The following is a 19,656-nucleotide window of genomic DNA, read 5'->3' as shown; positions in this document are numbered from 1 at the left end:
CCCCCGTTGGGATCGTCCCTCTTTGCTGACGCGCTCTACGCGGGCCGCTGACAGGTCTCGCTGAGTATCTGCCGCATGTCCTGGCGGAATTTGGCAGTGAACTGGGCCGCCGAGCGGCCGTCGGACATGACCATGTCCAGCTGGCGCGTGTGCATGATCACATAACCGAGCACCACGAGCCGTTCCTCCATGTCGCATTGGGACAGCCCCTCCACGCGCGCGAAGCAGTTATCCTCGCGTACTTCACAGCGGAATCCGTACTCTTCCAGGAAATTGGCGATGAAGCGCACGCGTTGCACCTTGCGCTCGAAGTTGGCTGCGCCGCCCTTGAAGGAGAAGCTCGCGTAGTTTTCCTGAGCCCGCTCGCTGGCCAGGGCTTCCACGGTGCAGAAGTGGAAGCCGAAGCGCGACTGGAGGTTGGTGAAGTGCTTGGAGACCATGAAGTAATTGCGCGCCGAGTAGGCCGATTCCGATGCAGGGTCCAGGTTGGGGTTGGCCGAGGCCTCCAGCAGCACGGACATGAAGCCGCGCGCGTTGATGGGTGGGGGGCCGGCCCACTCCTTGGCCACCATGCCCTTCCACAGGGCCAGCATGGGCACGGAGACTATCTCCGAAAGCTTGATGAGCTTGCCCGGCACATCGTGGGCAAAGCCGTCGTCCAGGTTGATGACCCAGAACTGCATGGGTACGCCGACCCAGAGCTGTTTGGCCGCGCGTTCGGAAAAATTGTGCTCGGTGCCGAAGCGAAACATCTCCACCACGGCTTTCTCGTGGCAGAAGCGTGTGATGTCGTGCAGGGTTTGACAGTTTTCGGCCCGGAAGGACGGCGCGTCGGGGTCCAGCAGCGTAAGCGGGACGATATGGCCGACTACCTCGCGCAGGATGTCGTGCACCGGCGTTCCGGCCATGAAGGCGCGAGCCGGCTCGGTCCTGGCCACGGAACGCTGGCGCTCGCCGGCAAAGACCTTGCGCGCCGTGGCGTCCACGGTGACCGTCATTCCATCCTGCAGCAGCTTGGTGGCCTCAGGCACATTGAACAGGGCAGGGACCCCGAATTCGCGGGCCACATTGGCCAGATGTCCGGCCAGGCTGCCGCTCTCGGTCACCACGGCCGCGGCTCTGGGCAACAGTGCGGCCCAGCGCGGCAGGGCCTGGGCCACGACGAGCACGGCGCGATCGGGAAAGCGCAGGGCGTCCATGCCGCCGCGCGCCACGAATACCGGTCCGATGCCTCCGCCAAGGCTTGCGGCCACCCCGCCGGCCAGGAGCACTTCGTGGCCCTCGTCATCCGCTTCCGCCATGGGCGCAGGTGCGGCTTCGGTCAGGCGCAGAGGCCGGCATTGCAGGAGCACCAGTCTGCCGTCGCGTTCCAGGGCCCATTCCATGTCCTGGGGACCGCCGTAAAATTCTTCAAGACGCACGGCCATGGCCGCCAGCTCCAGGAGCTTGTCGTCGGGGATGGACTGCAGCCCGGCCTCGCCGTCGGTGAGTTCTTCCCTGCACAGGCCTTCGTCCGGGAAACACACGTACTTTTGGCTCTTGCTGGGGATGTCGCGCGAGCGCACGCGCAGGGGATCGCGGGCCACGGTGAGTGTGTCCACCGGAGCCACACCGTCCACCACGGCTCTGGGCAGGCCCCAGACCGAGTTGACGTGCACGGCGTTGTCGGTCAGGTCCAGCGGGTTGCAGGAGTAGGCCACGCCGCCGGAGACGGCGTCTATCATGCGCATACAGCCCACGCACATGGCTACATCCTCGTCCGGGATGCCTTTGTTCAGCCGGTAGGCCATGGCCTGGGGCGTATACTTGCCGGCAATGACTTCCTTGTAGGCCGAAATGAGGTTGTTTTCGCCCACATTGAGCAGGGAACGGTATTGGCCCGCAAAGGACGCTCCAAGGGCATCCTCGCCCAAGGCGCTGGAGCGCATGGCGACGTGGCTTGGTCCGTGGCGTTGTTTGAGCTCCGCGAATGCGTCAAGGATGGCCTGTTCGACTATGGCCGGCACCGGGGCTTTCATTATGAGCTGCTGCACTTCGGCAGAAAGGGCAAAAATCTCGTCCAGACGGCTGGCGTGGGCCCGTTGGATGCGGCGGTCAATTTCGGCTTGCAGGTCGCTCTCGGCCATGAAAGCGGCATAGGCCGCGGCGGTGATGGCGAAGCCGTGCGGAATGGGCAGCTCGAGTTTGCGGCCGGCCTCGGCCAGGGAAGCCATCTTGGCGCCGATGAGGTCGGCGTGCTCGCGGCCGGCTTTGGACAGGGACAGCACCAGCTCGCCCTGGTCCGCCGGTTGCGCGGTCCGCCGAAGCTCCAAGGCTAGGTTCACAGCCACCTGGATACGCTGATAGCTCGCGTGCAGAGCATCATACTTGCCCGGCGCAAGGTTGTTCATGCTCTGGATCATGCGATAGACCTGGGCGGCCACGCGCGTGACGCGCGAGCGCACGAAGCGCATGCCGAAGGGACGCGTGCCCGAGAGCACGGATTCCAGCTCGGCCATGACTTCCAGGGCATTGTTGTTGGCCGTGAGCAGAAGCTTGAAATGATGATAGCGGGCCCGGAAGTCGTCGCGCAGTTCCTCGGCCGAAACCTGCGGCTCCTCGGGTTCCCTGCGGAGCAGGTCGCGGATGTAGGATATCAGGCCCATTCTATCCTGCCGGTCATGGGATAACTATAAGGCGGGGATGCCCGACGGGCTAGGCCTTGCCTTCTTGACCCAGGGCCTGAAGCTTCTCTTTTTCACGGGCGATGCGTCGCTCGGCCAGCCGTTTGCGATTAAGGGCGTCCTCTATCTTGTAGCGCAGATCGTCCATGTCGGCGGGCTTCATGAGGTAGTCGAAGGCCCCGAGTTCCATGCCGTTGATGGCCACGTCCAGGCTGGCGTGGCCCGTGAGCAGGACCACCTCCACCAGGGGATAGCGCTCCTTGATCTTGCGCAGGCAGTCGATACCGTCCATGCCCGGCATCTTGACGTCCAGCACCACCACATCGACGGGGTGGTCCTCCAGGTAGTCCAGGGCCGTGCCGCCGCTGTAGCGGGCAGCGGCATCCATGCCGCGCTTGCCAAGCCGCTTGACCAGCGTATCGGCGAAATCCGCCTCGTCGTCCACCAAGAGCACCTTGCACTGACCTTCCATGAACCGCCTCCTTGCTCGCAGGATTTGCCGGCCGCCCGAGGCGTACATCGGGCGGCCGGCAACGCTTTTCGGACTGCTAGGCTTCTTTCTTGGCGCCCTTCTTCATGACCAGGCCCATGCCTTCGCACAGGAAGAATATAGCGTATCCCCACCATAGCGTATAGGCCACGTAGAAGACCAGGGAGAAGGTCAGGATTCCCCAGTTGGAGGCGGCGCTGATGGGCTTGATGCCGTAGTAGTTGTAGGCCACCTCGATGCCCTTGTTCTTCACCTTGCCCAGCACGGCGGCGGGGGCGAAGTTCGATTGGAGCTTGAGGTCCTTGTCCATGGCTCCGTAGATAAGCCACCAAGTGTACATGGCCGAGCGTTCGGGAATGCCGTAGCGGGCCTGCACCTCATCGCCCTTGTTGAAGAACATGGCATCGGCGTCGCGCAGGGAGGAAGCCATCATCTGGCCCAGGTCACCCTGGACCTGCATCTTGCCGTCGAGATCCTGCACGCTCATGCCGGAGCTGGTCAGCAAGGTCTTGGCGTACTGGTTGAGGTTCTCGCCGCCCAGCGTGAAGCTCACGTCCACGTTCGTGCCCTGCTGGGACTCGGCGGCCTTGAGCATTTCGGGCATATAGTAGGACGAATCCTTGGAGATGCGGTTGAACAGCCGGTCCGAGGCCTGGAAGGCGTTCTCGCCATGCTCGAACAGCGGCATGAACATGGCGAACATGATGCCCGCGAAGACAATGGCCATGAACAGGCCCAGGGTGAAGTGCTTCTTGTCGGCTATAAGCATGACTGGCCTCCCGTATTAGGCGCCCTGTCTGAGGGTCTTGAGGTTGCCGAAGAACTTGCTGATGACGAAGAATCCGAAGATGGCCACCACCAGGAAGAAGCTCCAGTTGCCCACCATCTTGAGCATCGACACCGTGCCCTTGGACAGGTGGATGTATTCCATGTCCGTGAGCGTGCCGGGAAGGGCGAACAGGCGGTTGATGAAGCCGGCCAGGATGGCCGTGGCGTAGAACCCGCGGATGTAGATGCCCTTGACCACCTTGGTGGTCAGCGCGCCGAGCTGGATGCCAAGCAGCGAGCCGATGAGCATGCCCATGGCCAGGGTGTAGAAGATGAAGCCGTAAATTGCGTACTGCGTGATGGAGGCATAGCCGGCGGTGAAGATGATCTGCAGGATGTCCGTGCCCACGGTGGTGAAGGAGGACACGCCGAGCACGTACACGAATATGGGGAAGGTCAGGAAACCGCCGCCCACGCCCATGATGGCGGCCATGAAGCCCACGATGGCGCCGCAGATGGCCACGTACAGGGCCGGAATCCGCTTGCCGCCGGGAACCAGGTCCTCATCGAAGGTGATGTAAGGCGGGATCTTGGAGGCCTGCAGCGTCGCGGGCAGGCCTTTCTTGCCGGACGCGGCCTCTGTGCCGTGCTTGCTGGCGCCGTGGTGTGCGCCGACATCCTCTCCGCTCTTGCGCAGCTTGAGGAAGTCGAACAGGGAATAGAAGCCCAGGAAGCCCAGCAGCACGACGTAGACCACGCTGATGAAGGCATCGGAAAGAATAGGGTTGAACTCGTACAAGGCGCGGTTGATGAGGCCGCCGCCCGTGACGCCCACACCAGAACCCACCAGGAACCAGATGGCCAAGGCCACGGAGACGTTGCCGAGTTTCTTGTGCACGGCCGTGCCCATGATGGCCTTGGCGAAGATGTGGAACAAGTCCGTGCCCACGGCCAGGATTCCCTTGATGCCAGCGCTCATGAGCGCCGGAGTGATGATGAATCCGCCGCCGGCTCCGATACAGCCGGTGATGAGGCCGGCGCACAGGCCGATAACAATGGACACGGCAAAGGTCGTGCCGTCATAGAAAGCCGGCATGTAGGCATGCTTGCCGCCGACCATATCCGGCAGGCTGTCCGTGGCGAAGGCTACGGACAGAAGCACGGCCGGAATGGTCAGAATGGCCAGGATGAAAAGGCGCTTCTTGCTGCCCGTGATGATCCTTGCGTTTTCGATCTCCCAGCGGGCATGAGCCCTGGCTCCTTCGAGCAGGACCGCGTTCAGTGTCCTCAGTGCTTTCATTGCCAACCTCGCATTCGTTTTCGTTACAAAATACCTATCCGCTATGCGTTTCCGCTTTGTCCCCGTGTTCACGCTCATCTGCGCATCGCTCCAGCCTCGTTGGCCTTGCGGATGAGTTCGTCCAGATCGCAGGGCTTCATGAGGTAATCGAAAGCGCCGAGTTTCATGCCTTGAATGGCGCTTTCCACAGTGGCATGCCCCGTGAGCATGATGACCTCCACCAGCGGATGGCGATGCTTGATGAGTTCCAGGGCCTGCATGCCGTCCATGCCCGGCATCTTTACATCCAGGACGACCACCTCCGGGCTTTCGCCCGCAGCCAGGCGCTCCAGGGCCTCGTCCCCGCTCAAGGCTCTGCTGACCTTGATGCCGCGACGCGTGAGACGCTTGGCCAGGGCATCAATGAAAGGGGATTCGTCGTCCACGAGCATGATCCTGAGACCGTTTTCGGGCATACGGGCCGTGTCGCTCATGCCTTCCTCCTGCCACTGCCATGGGCAAGCACTCTGCGCACCGCGGCCTTGAGGTCCTCGGTACTGCCGCTTTTTTCCACCACGGCCGAGGCCAGCCGCAGGGTGCCTGCTTCCAGGGCTTCCTCGGACGAGAAAGCGTGCACCACCACGGGCACGTAAGGGGCGTTGCGCTTGAGCTGTTCCAGGAGCGCGGCCCCATCCTGGCCGGCCTGAGAGGGCAGGTTCAGATCCATGACCACGCAGTCCACTCCGTTGCCCACGGCCCGGGCTATTTCGCTCCAGCCCGAAGCTGACAGGACCCGGAAGCCCTCGCGTTCCAACTCGCGGCACAAGAGCCGCCGGACGCGGGGATTGCGGTCTGTGACAAGGATGCGCCATGGGATGCTCGGCTTCACGGTTTTGCTCCTACCCCCTTTGTGAAACTCCTAACGCAAGGGGGGTGCCACAATCCGGCAATCCACATGAGATAATTCTTCCAGTTCGGGAAAGGACTTATGATGGTGGGGCAGGCTAAGCAGGTGAACTCGGACCGCTTGAGGTGTCCGTTTTTTTTACATTCTGTAAAAAGACGCCGGGAGACTTTGGTGGAATAGACGGCTGGCGATGTCAGGCCTGTCCAATGCCAGATCAAGGCCTGATCGGGCTACCTGACGTGAAGGTTACGCAAGGGCCTGGATTAACTTCCCGTAATCCTTGGTCCATGTTCATTTAATCCGCGGATTCTAGGGTGCACATCAACGCAGATCGGGAAACCCCAGCGACCCGTTCCTCGACACCCCTCCTCAGCCTGGGCTGGCCTACCAGCCCAGGAAAACAACACCTCAGCCTCTCCCCTCCCCATATAGTGGTTCGGGCCTCGGCCCGGACCACTTTTTCATTGGCCTTGCTCCTGGAGGTGCGGAATGGCTGAGCCTGAGGGCTAGCGCCGTGCTGCCGCTGCCTTGCAGGTGATTCGGGACGAGTTGCTCGGGAAGGGCGGAAAGGGCGGACAGGGCCAGGAGGGAAGGGGGGAGAAGGGGTTGCCCATGAGAATGGGGCCGGGGAATTATTCCCTTGCGAATGTCCACGTGCCCTCCATTTGAGCAGACTTTTTTCAAGACGCCCGCGCAGGCATAGGCGCAAGTGAATTGCGCCTGCGTGACAGCAAGCCCTGTGCAGAGCATTTTCAAAAACAGAATGCTTTAAATGGGCCAGGCTTCGGCTGCCAGGGCATCGGAAAACGACCCGGCGATCCTGGGCCGGTTCGTGCCTGCATTTTGGGCATTGACGCTGCCAGCTTTTGCGGCTATCGATTTTCCAGAAATATTCTGTAACCTTTAGCTCGGAATCTCCATGCGGCTCAGCACTACGACCAACCACTTCGCCTCTCTCGGCCTAGCCGGCCTAGTAGTCGTAGTACGCGTAGTCGTAGGCGTCGTAGTAGACGCTAACGCGCCGTTTGCGGGAGAGCAGGGCTAGGCACAGAACCACCAGAGCATCCACAACCCCCGTCGGCGCAAGCGCCGGCGGGGGTTTTCCGTTTCAAGGGCTCCCCAGGCGCAAGCCGGAGGCAACGCAAAGGAGAGAGCCCATGTGCGCAATGATCAGGATGACCGGCGCGGAGATCATCGTCCGACTGTTGGAGCGCCAGGGCGTGGCCGTCGTGGCCGGCATCCCCGGCGGAGCGAATCTGCCTTTGTACGACGCCCTGTCGCGCAGCCCCATCCGCCACGTGCTGGCCCGCCATGAACAGGGCGCGGGCTTCATCGCCCAAGGCATGGCCCGAACAACGGGCCGCCCGGCCGTGTGTCTGGCCACTTCCGGCCCCGGCGCCACCAACCTGCTCACGGCCATTGCCGACGCCAAGCTCGATTCCGTGCCGCTGGTGTGCATCACCGGCCAGGTGCCGCGCGGACTCCTGGGCACCGACGCCTTCCAGGAAGTGGACACCTACGGCCTGGCCATGCCCATCACCAAGCACGCCTGGCTGGCGCGCTCGGCCTCCGAGTTGCTCACGATCATTCCCGAGGCCTTCCGGCTGGCCTCATCCGGGCGAGCTGGCCCGGTGCTCGTCGACGTGCCCAAGGATGTGCAGCAGGAGTACGCCGAGTTCGACCAGTGGCCTGAGCCCGGACTGCCCGAGCTGGTCGCGGGTCCCGACATCCAGGTCCTGGAGCGCGCCGCCGCGCTGCTGGACAGCGCACGCAGGCCGGCCATGATCCTGGGCGGCGGGGTTATCGCCTCGGGCGCTTCGGAGCTGGCCGTGCGGCTCGCCGAGCGCTGCGCCATGCCCACGGCCATGACGCTCATGGGTCTGGGGGCCATGCCAGCCGGCCATCCTCAGTACCTGGGCATGCTGGGCATGCATGGCATGCGCTGCACCAACACGATCCTGCACGAGTGCGACCTGCTGCTGGCCGTGGGCATGCGCTTCGACGACCGGGCCACGGGTGTGGCCAGCCGCTTCTGTCCCGAAGCCGAGATCATCCACATCGACATCGACGCAAGCGAAATCGGCAAGATCAAGTCGGCCAGCGTGGGCCTTGCCACGGATGCGGCCCAGGCTCTGGAAGCCCTGCTGGGCATGACGCGGAAGCGGCCGCGCGTGGGCTGGCAGCACCGTGTGCGCCAGATTCGCCAGGCTGACGCCGCCTTGGATGAACTCAACACGGACTTGCGCACTCCGCGCGGCATCCTGGCTAACCTGGCTGCGCAGCTTCCCGAGGATGCCATCATCGTCACCGACGTTGGCCAGCACCAGATGTGGACGGCCATGCACTATCCCTTCCGCCGGCCGCGCACCCTGTTGACCTCGGGCGGCCTGGGCACCATGGGCTTCGGCCTGCCCACGGCCATCGGCGCTGCCCTGGCCAAACCCGACGCCAGGATCGTGCTCGTGACCGGCGACGGCAGTCTGCAGATGAACCTGCAGGAGCTGGCCACGGCGGCCGAAGAGGGCGCGAACATCACCATCGTGCTCATGGATAACGGCAGCCTGGGCCTGGTGCACCAGCAGCAGGACCTTTTCTTCGGCCGCAGGCACTACGCCTCCACCTTCCGCCACGGCGTGGATTTCTGTCAGGTGGCTCGGGGCTTCGGCATGCGCGCGGCCAACCTGCACGAGGCCCGCGATCCGCATGCGGCCATGTCCCGCGCCCTGTGCGGCTCGGGGCCATGCCTCATACGCGCGCGCGTGGACGCGTCCGACCACGTGCTGCCCATGGTGCCGCCAGGAGCGTCCAACACCGAAACCATCGTGCCGCAACCCCGCATGAAGGAGGAAGCCCATGTCCGCGCCTGCGCATGATGCCCCAGATACCCCTGATACCCATAATGCCAAGAACGCTGGGGATTCGATGACTGTGGATTCTTACAGGGCTGCGAACCGGCAGAGCGGACAGGAAGGGGAGGGGACTGAGCCCAGCGGTCAGGCCGGAGCAGCGGGGATATCACCGGCGCTGTCGGAACCGATCGGCCAGGGTAAGGCCGTGCTGGAGTTGCGCGTGGCCGGCCACTCCGGCTCGTTGCCCCAGGTCTGCGGCCTGTTGGCGCGCAGGGCCTTCCCGGTGGAGGCCATGCTGTGTCTGCCTGCCTCCGGCGGCTGGCAGAGCATCTGGCTGCTGGTGCCCGAGGACGGACGGCTCGGGCAGCTCATGCGTCAGGTCGGCAAACTCGGGGATGTGCTGGACGTGAACAGGCGGGACGGCCTGGGGCCGTTCGAAACACTCATGGCGCCATAGGCCTTGTTCAGGCGGCCCAGCGCCTTGCCCTTGCGCGCAGGCGCCGGAGCTGCATGAGATTGGAGCCCACGACGGCAAGGTAGGCCAGTACGAGCAGGGCCAGGGCCACGCGGGCATCCGTATCTTGCGAGGAGCCGAGGATTCCGGCCCCGCCCATGGCGATTGCCATTTTGGGCATCCACCAGGGCAGCCAGGACAACCGCCAGGATGAACTCAGGCGCATGCACAGGCGCATGATCGGGTTCAGCTCGCGGCCGCCGGCGGCCAGTATGGCGTTGGTGGTCAGGATGTCCGGAACCTGCAGGAGTACGAGCAGTGCGGCGAGTGTCCAGTTGAGCATGGAGCCTCATACCTCGCGTCCCGGCACATGGAAAGCACTCCGGAGCGGGTTTAAGCCGCGCCTTGCCCGCCGCGCAACCTAGAGCATTTTGCTTTTGAAAATGCTCTGCAAGCCATGCGTCGGCATGGCTTGCCGCTAGCTTCGGCGTAGGCGCAATTCACTTGCGCCGCGGGCGCCGGAGCGGGCGTCTTAAAAGCAATCTGCTCTAATCTGAAACTGTCCGATAAGGACAATCGCGACAGAAGCGCGTCTATCCCTGTCGCGATTGGTTCGGGGCGTGCGGAGCTCTCTTCAATTTACCTTGAAACAAGTTTTTTGGCCTCTTGCACATGAGCCGGAAAGGCTTTGTCTTCACCGGATTCCCATGGCGCCCTTGATGGAAAGTCGCCGGAACCACCAAGTTCGCTCGCAAATTGCCCTAAAGTTTCGCCTCGATCCAGCCGATCTCATGGCTAGAGGGTCGAGGAATGCGTATCGAGTTTTCCTGTTCGCCTTACGCCATGGGCAGCCTCCGGGGCTTGGATGAGCGAGCCGTCGTGGGCCGTTGCGGGAGGATTGCCGCCGCCGGGAACGCCGAAGCGGGCGAACCCGAGGCGGAGGGCCCCGGAGGCCATGCCCGGCGCGTGGAGGATCTTGCTCTGGATCAATACCGCCCCGGCCGCATGGCTTTGACCTTGGAGCTGTTGGAGCAGGCCTCGGCGGCCGTATTCATGGAACTAGTCGCCCCAAGCAGGCCGCAGCCCGGCGATAATCTGGACCGGCGGGTCTGAGCAGCCGCCTGGACCCGTGGCTCTGGGCAGCCGGTTAACGGCGTACGGAGGCCAAGGCTGTTTGCGTAAGACCTGGGCTGGGCATGGCCCTAAATGACCCCGCCCACCAGGGCTATTTCATATGGAGAGCGGCCCCTGGTTTCACGGACCCGAATAGTTTATGCGCAGTGTTATTATAGCCCGGTACAAAACGGGCTGCGCGGGCCAAGATGGCTCGGCGGATGCAGAGCATCCAATTCAAAAAGGCCCGGAGAGATCCGGGCCTTTGTCATGCTTGCCGGGCAAGGCTCGCCATATCCGGCCTACTTGATGCCGAGAGTCTTCGAATTTTCCCACAGGCCGTGGATGTTGCAGTAGGAGGTTGCCAGCAGGGTGCCGGGCTTGCTCGTCTTGAAAGAGCAGGTCACGCCGTGGTGCGTGTACACACTGCTGGTGTCCGGGCCCTCGGTGGATGCTCCATGGGCCGAGAAGAAGAATCCGCCGATCTCGTAAGGGAACTTGCCCCCTTCAGGCTTGAAGTACAGCTTGATCCAAGCGATGTGGTGAGCCGTGGTGTTGGGATGGGAGATCTCCTTGCCGATGGTCACCTTCACGTCGAACATCTGGTCGGCGGCCACGCTGTCGGGGCATTCGATCACGGGCACATGCTTCTCGTTCTTCCAATCAGCAGTCTGGTACAGTTCTCCGGCCTTCATTTTGTCCTCCTTGGGGAAGGTTTTCGTTAGCTGAAACAGGGTGATCCTCGCCTGAGTGTGTGCCCATTTTTCAGCACAGGGTCAATAGCCTTATCCAGCCGTCCCCAGGGCTTGCCGTGCGTTCATGTCGGACTGTCACCGACATGAAAATCAGACAAAAGCTGAATGCCCAACATTAGAAAAGAGATAGATTGGTGTATGCAGAGCGGCTTCGGCCGTCCAGGTTCGGCGGATCCTGGGATTCAATCAAATATGGAGGAGGAGTCAACAGCGGTGGCGGGAACATGCACCTATCTACGCACATGCCCTTTCTATAAGTCCTTTGGCTCGGACAAGAGCCGTTCCGTCCAGGCCATGGTCAAGGCCTACTGCCTTAACGGGGAGCGCACGAGCGAATGCTGGCGCCTCAAGTATTGCAGCAGGTTCGGGGATCAGCCTTCCCTGTTCATCACACCTCTGGGGAACGCCTTCCCGGCCCTCTCATCCGGCATTGAATGGCTTCGGGCGGGATCATAACCCTCACACCGACGGCGTTAAGGAGTGAGTCATGGCAGTAGTCAAGACCATCGAGATCATCGCCCAATCGGAGAAGGGCTTTGAGGATGCGGTGCGCACGGCCGTGTCCGAAGTGGCCAAGTCGGTCCGCAACATCGTGTCTGTATGGATAAAGGAATTCGAGGCCAAGGTGGAGAATAACCAGGTGACCGTGTTCCGGGTCACGACCAAGATCTCCTTCATGGTCGAGAAGTAGCGCTCCGCTCACGCTTCCCTCCAGCCAGGCCTTTCCGTTAAGAAACGGCCGGAGATGGAAACTCCGGTCGCTTCCCGCCCAGCCTGACGGTCTCGGCCGTCAGGCTTGTTCGTCCTGGGCTTCATTCTCCAGGCTGCGCAGGTAACGGAAGATCTGCCGCGCGGATTTGGCAGGCCGGTCCAGCTCCTTTTCGGAGATGGCCTTGTTGGCTGTTTCACGAAGGCCCGGAATGTCGGCCTGGGGAAAGGCTTGGCGGATTTCGTCGAGCACGCTCTCGTCGCCTTCCAGCAGCGCGTCGCGCCAGCGCTCCAGGCGTTTGAATACCTGGATTTCACCTTCCTGGTCGGCGTCAGTCGCGGCGAAGTGCTCCTGCAGCGGAGCTGTATCGATTTCGCGCATGAGCCGGCCGATGTACTGGAGCTGGCGGCGGTAGGAGTCGTTCTTCGCACCGCGCAGCTTGCGGGCCATGACGGCGGCCTGCACGATCACGCTGTCGAGTCCGAGGGACTCCAGTTTTGTCTGCGGCAGGTCCACCAGGCGCTCGCCCAGATCCTGGAGCGCGTTCATTTCACGCTTCTTCTGGGAACGCGACTTGAGTTCCTGCAGATAGTTGCCATGCCGTTTCATTGTCATGCGGTCTCCTTTGCGACGTTGCGGACAAGGCCGTGACCTTGCTTGCACCGATCGCAATCGGGGGAATAAGGGTCCGCCGGGGCCTGGTCAAGCTCGGCGGCGCAAAAGGCCAATATATGCCTGCCGCCTGTGCATCGGGCAACGCTTGGATTGTGTTGTCCCGGCAACTGTGCGGAGCCCAGCATGAAGCTTGGCCTGAAGCCTGGCTGATCGCTTAGAGCATTTTGCTTTTGAAAATGCTCTGCAAGCCATGCGTCGGCATGGCTTTCCGCTAGCTTCGGCGTAGGCGCAATTCACTTGCGCCGTCAACGCCGGAGCGGGCGTCTTAAAAGCAATCTGCTCTAGTATGACCGGCAACGGCATGGCCGCGGCTTTTCTTTCCGTGGCCCATGCGGTAGGCAGAGGGCCTGAGCCGGGCACTTCTCACCGGGCGGGTGCGGCGCCATATTCCGTCAGCTAAAATATCGAGGAGCGCAGTATGAGCGTCATTGTCGATCTGTCTCTTTTTCCCGTAGGCAAGGGCGAGAGCGTGGCCGAATACGTGGCCCGCGCGGTGAAGATCATCCGCGACAGCGGCCTGCCCCATCGCTTAGGCCCAATGGGCACGGCCATCGAGGGCGAGTACGACGAGATCATGGCCGTGGTGGGCCGCTGCTTCAAGGCTTTGCAGGCTGACTGCGACAGGGTCTACATGACCCTCAAGGTGGACGGCCGCGCGGGGCGTTCCGGTGGGCTGGAGCAGAAGGTCGGCGATGTGGAGAAAAGGTTAGTCGGCTAGCCGCCGTTCATTTTCGCCTCCGGCAAGCCTGCTTGCATACATATTGCTAATGTAATTCGAGGAAGACCGCATGAGCCGCTCTTTCGATCTGAGCGTATACCTTGTCACGGATCGGCCCCTGTGCCAGGGCCGCGACCTGTTGGATATCGTGGGCCAAGCCGTGCGCGGCGGGGTCAGCATGGTCCAGTTGCGCGAGAAGATGGCCGATACCCGCGAGTTCGTGGAGCTGGCCCGGGCCCTCAAGGCCATGCTGGCGCCACAAGGCGTTCCGCTGCTCATTAACGACCGGGTCGATGTAGCTCTGGCTGCGGGTGCGGACGGTGTGCACGTAGGGCAGGGCGACATGCATGTGCTGGATGTGCGGCGCATTCTTGGGCCACGGGCCATCCTGGGGCTGTCCACGGATACACTGGAGCAGATTCTTGAGGCCGAGGGGCTGCCGGTGGACTACTACGGAGTCGGCCCTGTGTTCCCGACCTCGACCAAGACGGACTTCTGTCACCAGCCGTGGGGCATCGAGGGACTGCGCCGTTTACGCCCGCGCATCAGTCGGCCCATGGTAGGCATCGGCGGGGTGGACGTCGGCAATGCTGCTCGGATCGTATCTGCCGGAGCCGAAGGGGTGGCCGTGGTTTCGGCCATCTGTTCCGCTCCCTCGCCGAAAGATGCCGCTCGTGCCTTGGCCAAGGCCGTGGCGGTTGGCCGTGGGTCATGAGATGGCTTCTAGTCCAAAAATCCCTGCATGAACTCCAAGACCCTCCCCATCTCCTCGGCCAGTCGCGCGTATTGGCAGCTTGCCTCCTGGGGGTCCGCCGCTTTGGCGGCCTTTTCCAAGGCCGCGGCGTGATCCCTGGCCCCATACGCGCCCATGGTTGCCGTGGCGCCCTTGATGGAGTGGGCCAGAAAGCGCAGGATTTCCATATCTCCCGCCTCCAGGGCCTTCTTGGTTTTCTCCAGACGCAAGGGCTCTTCACGTACGAAAACTTCGAACATGCGCCTGAGAAAGTCCTTTCGGGAAGACAGCATCTTGCCGAACCACTCAAGGTCGATGGCAGGACCGTTTTGTTCCTGAGTCGACGATACGGTCACAGGAGGAGGGGGAGAGCCAGCGACAATCTTCTTGCTCGGAAACAGGGTGGTCATGATCCCGAAGAGTTTACGGAAATCTACGGGCTTAGTAAGGTAATCGGTCATGCCCGCCTGTATGAAGCGTTCCCTGTCGCCCTTGATGGCATGGGCTGTGAGGGCAATGATGGGAACGTCGTGATCCAGAACTGCGGAACTCGGGTCACGAATAGTCCGAGTGGCCTCAACTCCGTCCATGACAGGCATCTGGATATCCATGAGCACGATATCGAAGCGCTGTCGCGCGAGGATATCCACGGCCTCCTGGCCGTTTTCCGCCACTATGACGCTGTGTCCCTCGGCCAAAAGCATCTCCCTGGTAAAAAGCTGGTTTACCTTGTTATCCTCTACGAGCAGGACGCTTAGGGCTTCAGGTCCAGAATCGGGTGAATCAAGTTGCGTGGCTTTTTTCTGTCTAGCGCGTGGCACGCTGGCGCGGGTAAAGGGCAGGGTAATCCGAAAGATGCTGCCGACGTTCTTCTGACTCTCCAAATCGAGGCTGCCGCCCATGAGTTGGACCAAGTTGTGAACGAGGCCCAGGGTCAGGCTGGCGCCGGTGTTCGGAATGATTTGACAGTCATGCTCCGGAGATAAGCCTGCTAGGAATTGCCCCTGGAACTCCTTAGACAGACCGATTCCCGTGTCCTGCACGCAGAACCGCACACGCACCATGCCGTTTGCGGCAGATTGGCCCTGCGTGTCCATCGCTTCTGCCTTGACTGAGATTTCGCCCTGCTGGGTAAATGTTACCGCGTTCATGAGCAGGTTATTAAATATCTGGATCAGGCGGCCTGGATCGCCTTCCAGGTATTCCGGAATATGAGGATCGAAGCGGCAGGAGAAGGCCAGACCCTTTTCCCGGCACAAATTCGCGATGACCTCCATTGAAGGAGCAAGCGTTTCACGCAACTGCAGAGGCCTGTTGTCCAGTTTCAGATTGCCGGCTTCGCTGTGTGAAAGGTCGACAATGTCGTTGAGAGTGGACAGAAGTGATTGCGCGGACTGCTTTATTGTCTCAATGTGCCGGCGTACAGCTGGAGAATCCGTCTTTGTCAGAGCAAGATCGGCCATGCCGATGATGCCGCTCATGGGCGTACGTATATCGTGGCTCACCATAGTAAGAAAATTCCTCTGAGTCTGGACGGAAATCTTCCCCTGGGTCAACGTTTCCGATGGGGTATTTCCCGTGCTCTTATGCGCGGAGGCAGTTGCGCGTAGCCTTTTTTCCATCTTACAGAGCATTTCAATATCGCTATGCAAACGGTCCATATCCAACCGATCTAAAGAATAGCTGGCAACGAAGGGCCAAGCCGTGGCGGGCGCTTCCGAGTTGCCGCTGTGCAGCAGAATGGTCGGCACTTCCAGCTTTTTAGCTAAATAGTCTTGGATGCATTCGGTCATGGCGTTGTGGCCCTCACCAAGGTGGAGCAAAACGCAGCTAACATTTTGAGTGCTATCGAGCGATAGCCCATCAAGGTTGTTGACGACGAATACGTCCAATAAATTATTCGCCAGGTAAATCCTGATATCCTCGATGGCAGGATGGCCACCAAGGAGCAGGACCCTGGTCTGGGCCGCGGTAGTAATAGTTAATCCCCTTCTTGCGGGAGGCCGGGGGGGCGACCTCCAGATTGGCAAAATCGCCCCCTTATAGTTCGCCACGGCCACAGGGGCAAGGCCGATGTGCGCCGTGGTTGGAAATCGGTCACCCATTGAAGGCTTGTTCTTCGATCCTGGTGGAACTTCAACTTAAAAACACTGATTTTTTTAGTCGAGCATTCGGAAAAACGTGGCTAGCCTTTGACGTTGATCACGGGCCTGACCTTGGCCACCGGCCGGGCCAAGCCTGCATGCTGAGTGACCTCGATAACCATGTGCACGTCCTTGTAAGCCCCGGGAGCCTCCTCGGCGACTCCCTTGAAGGACGGAGTGCGTACGAGGATTCCCTGGCGTTTGAGGCTGCCGACCACTTCACGGCCCTGGAAGCGGCGTTTGGCCTCGCCGCGGCTCATAAGTCTGCCGGCTCCGTGGCAGGCCGAGGACAAGGACTTGCCCTCGCTGCCGGCCATACCGGCCAGGATGTACGATGCAGTACCCATGCTGCCGCCCACGAGCACTGGCTGGCCGACCTTGGAAAATTCCGCCGGCAGCGCAGGGTGCCCCGGCGGCAAAGCCCGCGTGGCGCCCTTGCGGTGCACATACAGCCGGCGAGACACGGGACCCACGCGATGCTCTTCTTCCCTGCATGTGTTGTGGGCAACGTCATACAGCAAAGGCAGGGCCACGGACTTCCGGAAAACCCGCTCAAAGGCCTCGCGGACAAGATGCGTCAGGATCTGGCGGTTGGCCAGGGCGCAGTTGATGCCCGCGCGCATTGCGCCCAGATAGCGACGGCCCAACTCCGAACGAATAGGTGCGCAGGCCAGATCACGGTGCGGCAGGGTGATCTTATGCTTAGGCGCCTCGGCGAGCATGAGCTTTGAGTAATCAGTGGCAACCTGATGCCCCAAACCGCGCGAGCCGCAGTGAATGGCCACGAGCACGTCGCCCAAGCGCAGGCCGAAGGCGTCAGCCGCAGCGGCATCGATAATGTCCTCCACGACCTGGATTTCCAGATAATGGTTGCCTGAACCCAAGGTTCCCATCTCGTCGCGCTGGCGCTTGCGAGCCTCGGCTGAAACCAGCTCCGGCTCGGCTCCTGGCGCAGTGCCGTGGTCTTCGATGTGCGCCAGGTCATCACCGCGCCCCCAGCCACGCCCCACAGCCCAAGCAGCGCCACGGGCCAGCATGGCGTCCGTCTCGTCGTCGTTCAGGCGGATGGCTCCCGTGCTGCCCACGCCTGCAGGGATGGTCGCGAACAAGGCATCGGCCAAAGTTTCCTGATGGGGCAGCAGATCGTCTATGTGCATGCCCGAGAGCAGTACACGCACTCCACAGGCAATGTCGTAACCCACACCACCGGCCGAGATCACCCCGCCACGATCAGGGTCCATGGCCGCAACGCCGCCGATCGGAAAGCCGAAGCCCGTGTGGGCGTCGGGCATGGCATAGACCGTGCCCGTCACGCCGGGCAGCGAGGCCACTCCGGCAAGCTGTATGAGCACGTCTTCTTCCATGTCCCGCAGCAAGGGCTCGGAGGCGTAGATCACACCGGGCACGCGCATGGAGCCGGTAGGCTGTAGTCGCCATTCCCAAGGTGAAATACGTTCGAGAGTGTCCGGGCGCATAAGTCCTCCGCAATAAGCTCACAAGATAAGCTCTGGCGTGAGGAAAGGGAAGGCTGGGCGTGGAGAGTGGAGAAAGGAATAATGCCAAGAAGTCAGGCGGGCGGCCGGGCCACCCGCCTGAAAAATCTAGCTTTACATGCTGTAGAGCTTCTGGCTGGGAATGATGGTGATGTTGTTGGCCTGCAGGAGTTCGATGGCCTGCTCGGTGCGGTCAAAGCGGAAGATAATAGTGGCGTTGGTGCCGCTTTGCTGCACGAAGGCGTACATGTATTCGACATTGATCCCGTTTTTGCCGAAAAGCTCCAGCAGCTCATGCAATCCGCCCGGTCTGTCCGGCACCGCCACGGCCACGACCGAGGTGCGGCCCACGGTGAAGCCTTTTTCCTTGAGCACTTGGCGGGCTTTCTCGAAGTCCGAGACGATGAGCCGCAGAATGCCGAAGTCGGAAGTATCGGCCAGGGACAGAGCTCTGATATTGATGCCCGCATCGGAAAGGCTCTTGGTCACCTCGGCCAATCGGCCGGCCCGATTCTCCAGGAAGATGGACAACTGGTCCGCTTTCATGGTCAGCCTCGCTTGTGTCGCGTATCGCGGCTAGATGTTCCGCTGGTCGATGATGCGTTTAGCCTTGCCTTCGGAGCGTTGGATGGATTTTGGCTCCACGAGCTTGATCTTGGCCGTGACGCCTAGGAACTCTTTGATGTTTTTTTGTATCTTGGCTTCCAGCCTTTGTAAATTCTTGATCTCATCCGAGAAGAGCTTCTCGTTGACCTCCACGTTGATCTCCAGCATGTCCAATGCGCCTTCGCGGCGTATTACGAGCTGATAGTGCGGCGCCAAGCCTTCTGTTTCCAGCAGGATTGACTCGATCTGGGAGGGGAAGACGTTCACTCCGCGGATGATGAGCATGTCGTCGGAGCGGCCCTTGACGCGGCGCATGCGCGCGAAGGTCCTGCCGCAGCGGCAGGGCACGCAGTCGAGGGAGGTGATGTCGCGCGTGCGGTAGCGCAGCAGCGGCTGGGCCTCCTTGGTCAACGTGGTCAGCACGAGCTCGCCAGTGGAGCCGGGAGGAAGCTGCTCACCCGTGTCCGGATCGATGATCTCGGCCAGGAAATGATCTTCTTGGATATGTAGGCCGCTCTGGGCTTCCACGCATTCGATGGCCACGCCGGGACCCATGATCTCGGACAAGCCATAGATGTCGATGGCCTTGATCTGCAGCTTGGATTCGATCTCTTTGCGCATTTCCTCGGTCCAAGGCTCGGCGCCGAAGATGCCAACCTTGAGCGGCAGGCTCGCGAAATCAATGCCGGCCTCCTGCGCAGCCTCAAAGAGATACAGGGCATAAGAGGGCGTGCAGCAGATCACGGTGGCGCCGAAATCCTTGAGCAACATGACTTGGCGCTTGGTGCTGCCACCCGAGATGGGCACGATGGTCGCGCCCAGGCGTTCCGCTCCGTAATGTGCGCCCAGACCTCCGGTGAACAGGCCGTAGCCGTAAGCATTATGCACGATGTCTTGGCTGGTTGCTCCGGCGGCCATGAACGAGCGGGCCATGAGCTGAGCCCAGTTGTCCACGTCCCTGGCAGTGTAGCCGACCACGGTGGCCCTGCCCGTGGTGCCCGAGGAAGCATGGATGCGCACCACGTTTTCCTTGGGCACGGCGAACAGCCCGAAGGGATAGTTGTTGCGCAGATCTTGCTTCTCGGTAAAGGGCAGCAGGCGTACGTCCGAAAGCTTGCGGATGTCGGCGGGCTTGACGCCGGATTCGTCGAGTTTGTTCCGGTAGAAGGGCACGTTGGCGTAGGTGCGCTCCACAAGGTATTTGAGACGCCTAAGCTGCAAGGCTTCCAAATCCTCGCGCGGGAGGGTCTCCTTGTCGACGTCGAAGATCATTCGACTCCTCCTGACAAAGGCTGGTGAT

The 19,656-nt window shown here is 61.5% G+C and carries 19 protein-coding genes; 6 read left to right on the top strand and 13 right to left on the bottom strand.

The annotated features are described in order from the left end of the window. Nucleotides 1-35: 35 nt before the first annotated feature. The 6 genes from H585_RS0119580 to H585_RS0119555 form a co-directional block, all read right to left on the bottom strand. Nucleotides 36-2,645 (bottom strand): PEP/pyruvate-binding domain-containing protein, encoded by a 2,610-nt coding sequence (locus tag H585_RS0119580; protein ID WP_027369076.1) that lies wholly within the window; start codon nt 2,643-2,645, stop codon nt 36-38. A 49-nt stretch (nt 2,646-2,694) separates the two neighbouring features. Next, a complete protein-coding gene (locus H585_RS0119575) occupies nt 2,695-3,135 on the bottom strand; it encodes a response regulator (protein WP_027369075.1) in 441 nt (146 codons plus the stop codon). 76 nt (nt 3,136-3,211) lie between these two features. Then, nucleotides 3,212-3,922, bottom strand: a complete 711-nt coding sequence (locus H585_RS0119570; RefSeq protein WP_027369074.1) for a hypothetical protein — start codon at nt 3,920-3,922, stop codon at nt 3,212-3,214. Between the two features lie 15 nt (nt 3,923-3,937). Continuing rightward, a complete protein-coding gene (locus tag H585_RS0119565; RefSeq protein WP_027369073.1) occupies nt 3,938-5,221 on the bottom strand; it encodes a sulfite exporter TauE/SafE family protein in 1,284 nt (427 codons plus the stop codon). A gap of 74 nt (nt 5,222-5,295) precedes the next feature. Beyond that, entirely contained in the window at nt 5,296-5,694 is a 399-nt protein-coding gene (locus H585_RS0119560) for a response regulator (protein ID WP_027369072.1), read from the bottom strand. Next, nucleotides 5,691-6,089 (bottom strand): response regulator, encoded by a 399-nt coding sequence (locus H585_RS0119555; protein WP_027369071.1) that lies wholly within the window; start codon nt 6,087-6,089, stop codon nt 5,691-5,693. Before H585_RS0119555 ends, H585_RS0119560 begins: the two co-directional genes overlap by 4 nt. A 1,175-nt stretch (nt 6,090-7,264) precedes the next feature. Here H585_RS0119555 and ilvB point away from each other — a divergent pair. Continuing rightward, complete coding sequence (ilvB, locus tag H585_RS0119550) at nt 7,265-8,980, top strand: biosynthetic-type acetolactate synthase large subunit (protein ID WP_027369070.1); 1,716 nt, start codon at nt 7,265-7,267, stop codon at nt 8,978-8,980. 49 nt (nt 8,981-9,029) lie between these two features. Continuing rightward, nucleotides 9,030-9,413: an ACT domain-containing protein gene (locus H585_RS0119545; RefSeq protein WP_211221638.1), complete on the top strand. Its 384-nt coding sequence runs from the start codon at nt 9,030-9,032 to the stop codon at nt 9,411-9,413. Between the two features lie 7 nt (nt 9,414-9,420). Here H585_RS0119545 and H585_RS0119540 read toward each other — a convergent pair whose 3' ends face one another. Next, on the bottom strand, nt 9,421-9,753 hold the full coding sequence (locus tag H585_RS0119540) for a DUF5658 family protein (RefSeq protein ID WP_027369068.1): 333 nt from the start codon (nt 9,751-9,753) through the stop codon (nt 9,421-9,423). A 467-nt stretch (nt 9,754-10,220) separates the two neighbouring features. Between H585_RS0119540 and H585_RS0119535 the strand changes: the two genes are divergently transcribed. Continuing rightward, nucleotides 10,221-10,523: a hypothetical protein gene (locus H585_RS0119535; RefSeq protein ID WP_027369067.1), complete on the top strand. Its 303-nt coding sequence runs from the start codon at nt 10,221-10,223 to the stop codon at nt 10,521-10,523. A 302-nt stretch (nt 10,524-10,825) separates the two neighbouring features. On the opposite strand, the gene H585_RS0119530 is transcribed toward H585_RS0119535, so the two are convergent. Further along, nucleotides 10,826-11,218: a class II SORL domain-containing protein gene (locus tag H585_RS0119530; protein ID WP_014261230.1), complete on the bottom strand. Its 393-nt coding sequence runs from the start codon at nt 11,216-11,218 to the stop codon at nt 10,826-10,828. Nucleotides 11,219-11,765: 547 nt separating this feature from the next. Between H585_RS0119530 and H585_RS0119520 the strand changes: the two genes are divergently transcribed. After that, the gene (locus tag H585_RS0119520) at nt 11,766-11,969 is read left to right on the top strand and encodes a dodecin family protein (protein ID WP_005985743.1); all 204 of its coding nucleotides are present in this window, start codon (nt 11,766-11,768) and stop codon (nt 11,967-11,969) included. Between the two features lie 99 nt (nt 11,970-12,068). On the opposite strand, the gene yjgA is transcribed toward H585_RS0119520, so the two are convergent. After that, on the bottom strand, nt 12,069-12,602 hold the full coding sequence (gene yjgA / locus H585_RS0119515) for a ribosome biogenesis factor YjgA (RefSeq protein ID WP_027369066.1): 534 nt from the start codon (nt 12,600-12,602) through the stop codon (nt 12,069-12,071). Between the two features lie 478 nt (nt 12,603-13,080). On the opposite strand from yjgA, the gene H585_RS0119510 reads away from it, so the two are divergent. After that, nucleotides 13,081-13,380, top strand: a complete 300-nt coding sequence (locus tag H585_RS0119510) for an MTH1187 family thiamine-binding protein (protein WP_027369065.1) — start codon at nt 13,081-13,083, stop codon at nt 13,378-13,380. A gap of 70 nt (nt 13,381-13,450) precedes the next feature. After that, nucleotides 13,451-14,095, top strand: coding sequence for a thiamine phosphate synthase (gene thiE / locus H585_RS0119505; RefSeq protein WP_027369064.1), 645 nt, complete (start codon nt 13,451-13,453; stop codon nt 14,093-14,095). A gap of 8 nt (nt 14,096-14,103) precedes the next feature. On the opposite strand, the gene H585_RS0119500 is transcribed toward thiE, so the two are convergent. From H585_RS0119500 to H585_RS0119485, 4 genes are all read right to left on the bottom strand, one after another. Next, nucleotides 14,104-16,005 carry a sensor histidine kinase gene (locus H585_RS0119500; RefSeq protein WP_244432665.1) on the bottom strand — a complete coding sequence of 634 codons (1,902 nt, stop codon included), beginning with the start codon at nt 16,003-16,005 and terminating at the stop codon, nt 14,104-14,106. Between the two features lie 293 nt (nt 16,006-16,298). Beyond that, nucleotides 16,299-17,732, bottom strand: a complete 1,434-nt coding sequence (locus H585_RS0119495; RefSeq protein WP_027369062.1) for an RtcB family protein — start codon at nt 17,730-17,732, stop codon at nt 16,299-16,301. Between the two features lie 132 nt (nt 17,733-17,864). Continuing rightward, nucleotides 17,865-18,296 (bottom strand): ACT domain-containing protein, encoded by a 432-nt coding sequence (locus H585_RS0119490; protein ID WP_005985758.1) that lies wholly within the window; start codon nt 18,294-18,296, stop codon nt 17,865-17,867. A gap of 30 nt (nt 18,297-18,326) precedes the next feature. Beyond that, nucleotides 18,327-19,628 carry a phenylacetate--CoA ligase family protein gene (locus H585_RS0119485; protein WP_005985760.1) on the bottom strand — a complete coding sequence of 434 codons (1,302 nt, stop codon included), beginning with the start codon at nt 19,626-19,628 and terminating at the stop codon, nt 18,327-18,329. Nucleotides 19,629-19,656: the final 28 nt, after the last annotated feature.

Source organism: Desulfocurvibacter africanus subsp. africanus DSM 2603 (assembly GCF_000422545.1).
Lineage (GTDB): Bacteria > Desulfobacterota > Desulfovibrionia > Desulfovibrionales > Desulfovibrionaceae > Desulfocurvibacter > Desulfocurvibacter africanus.
This window is presented reverse-complemented; position numbering and strand designations above follow the sequence as displayed.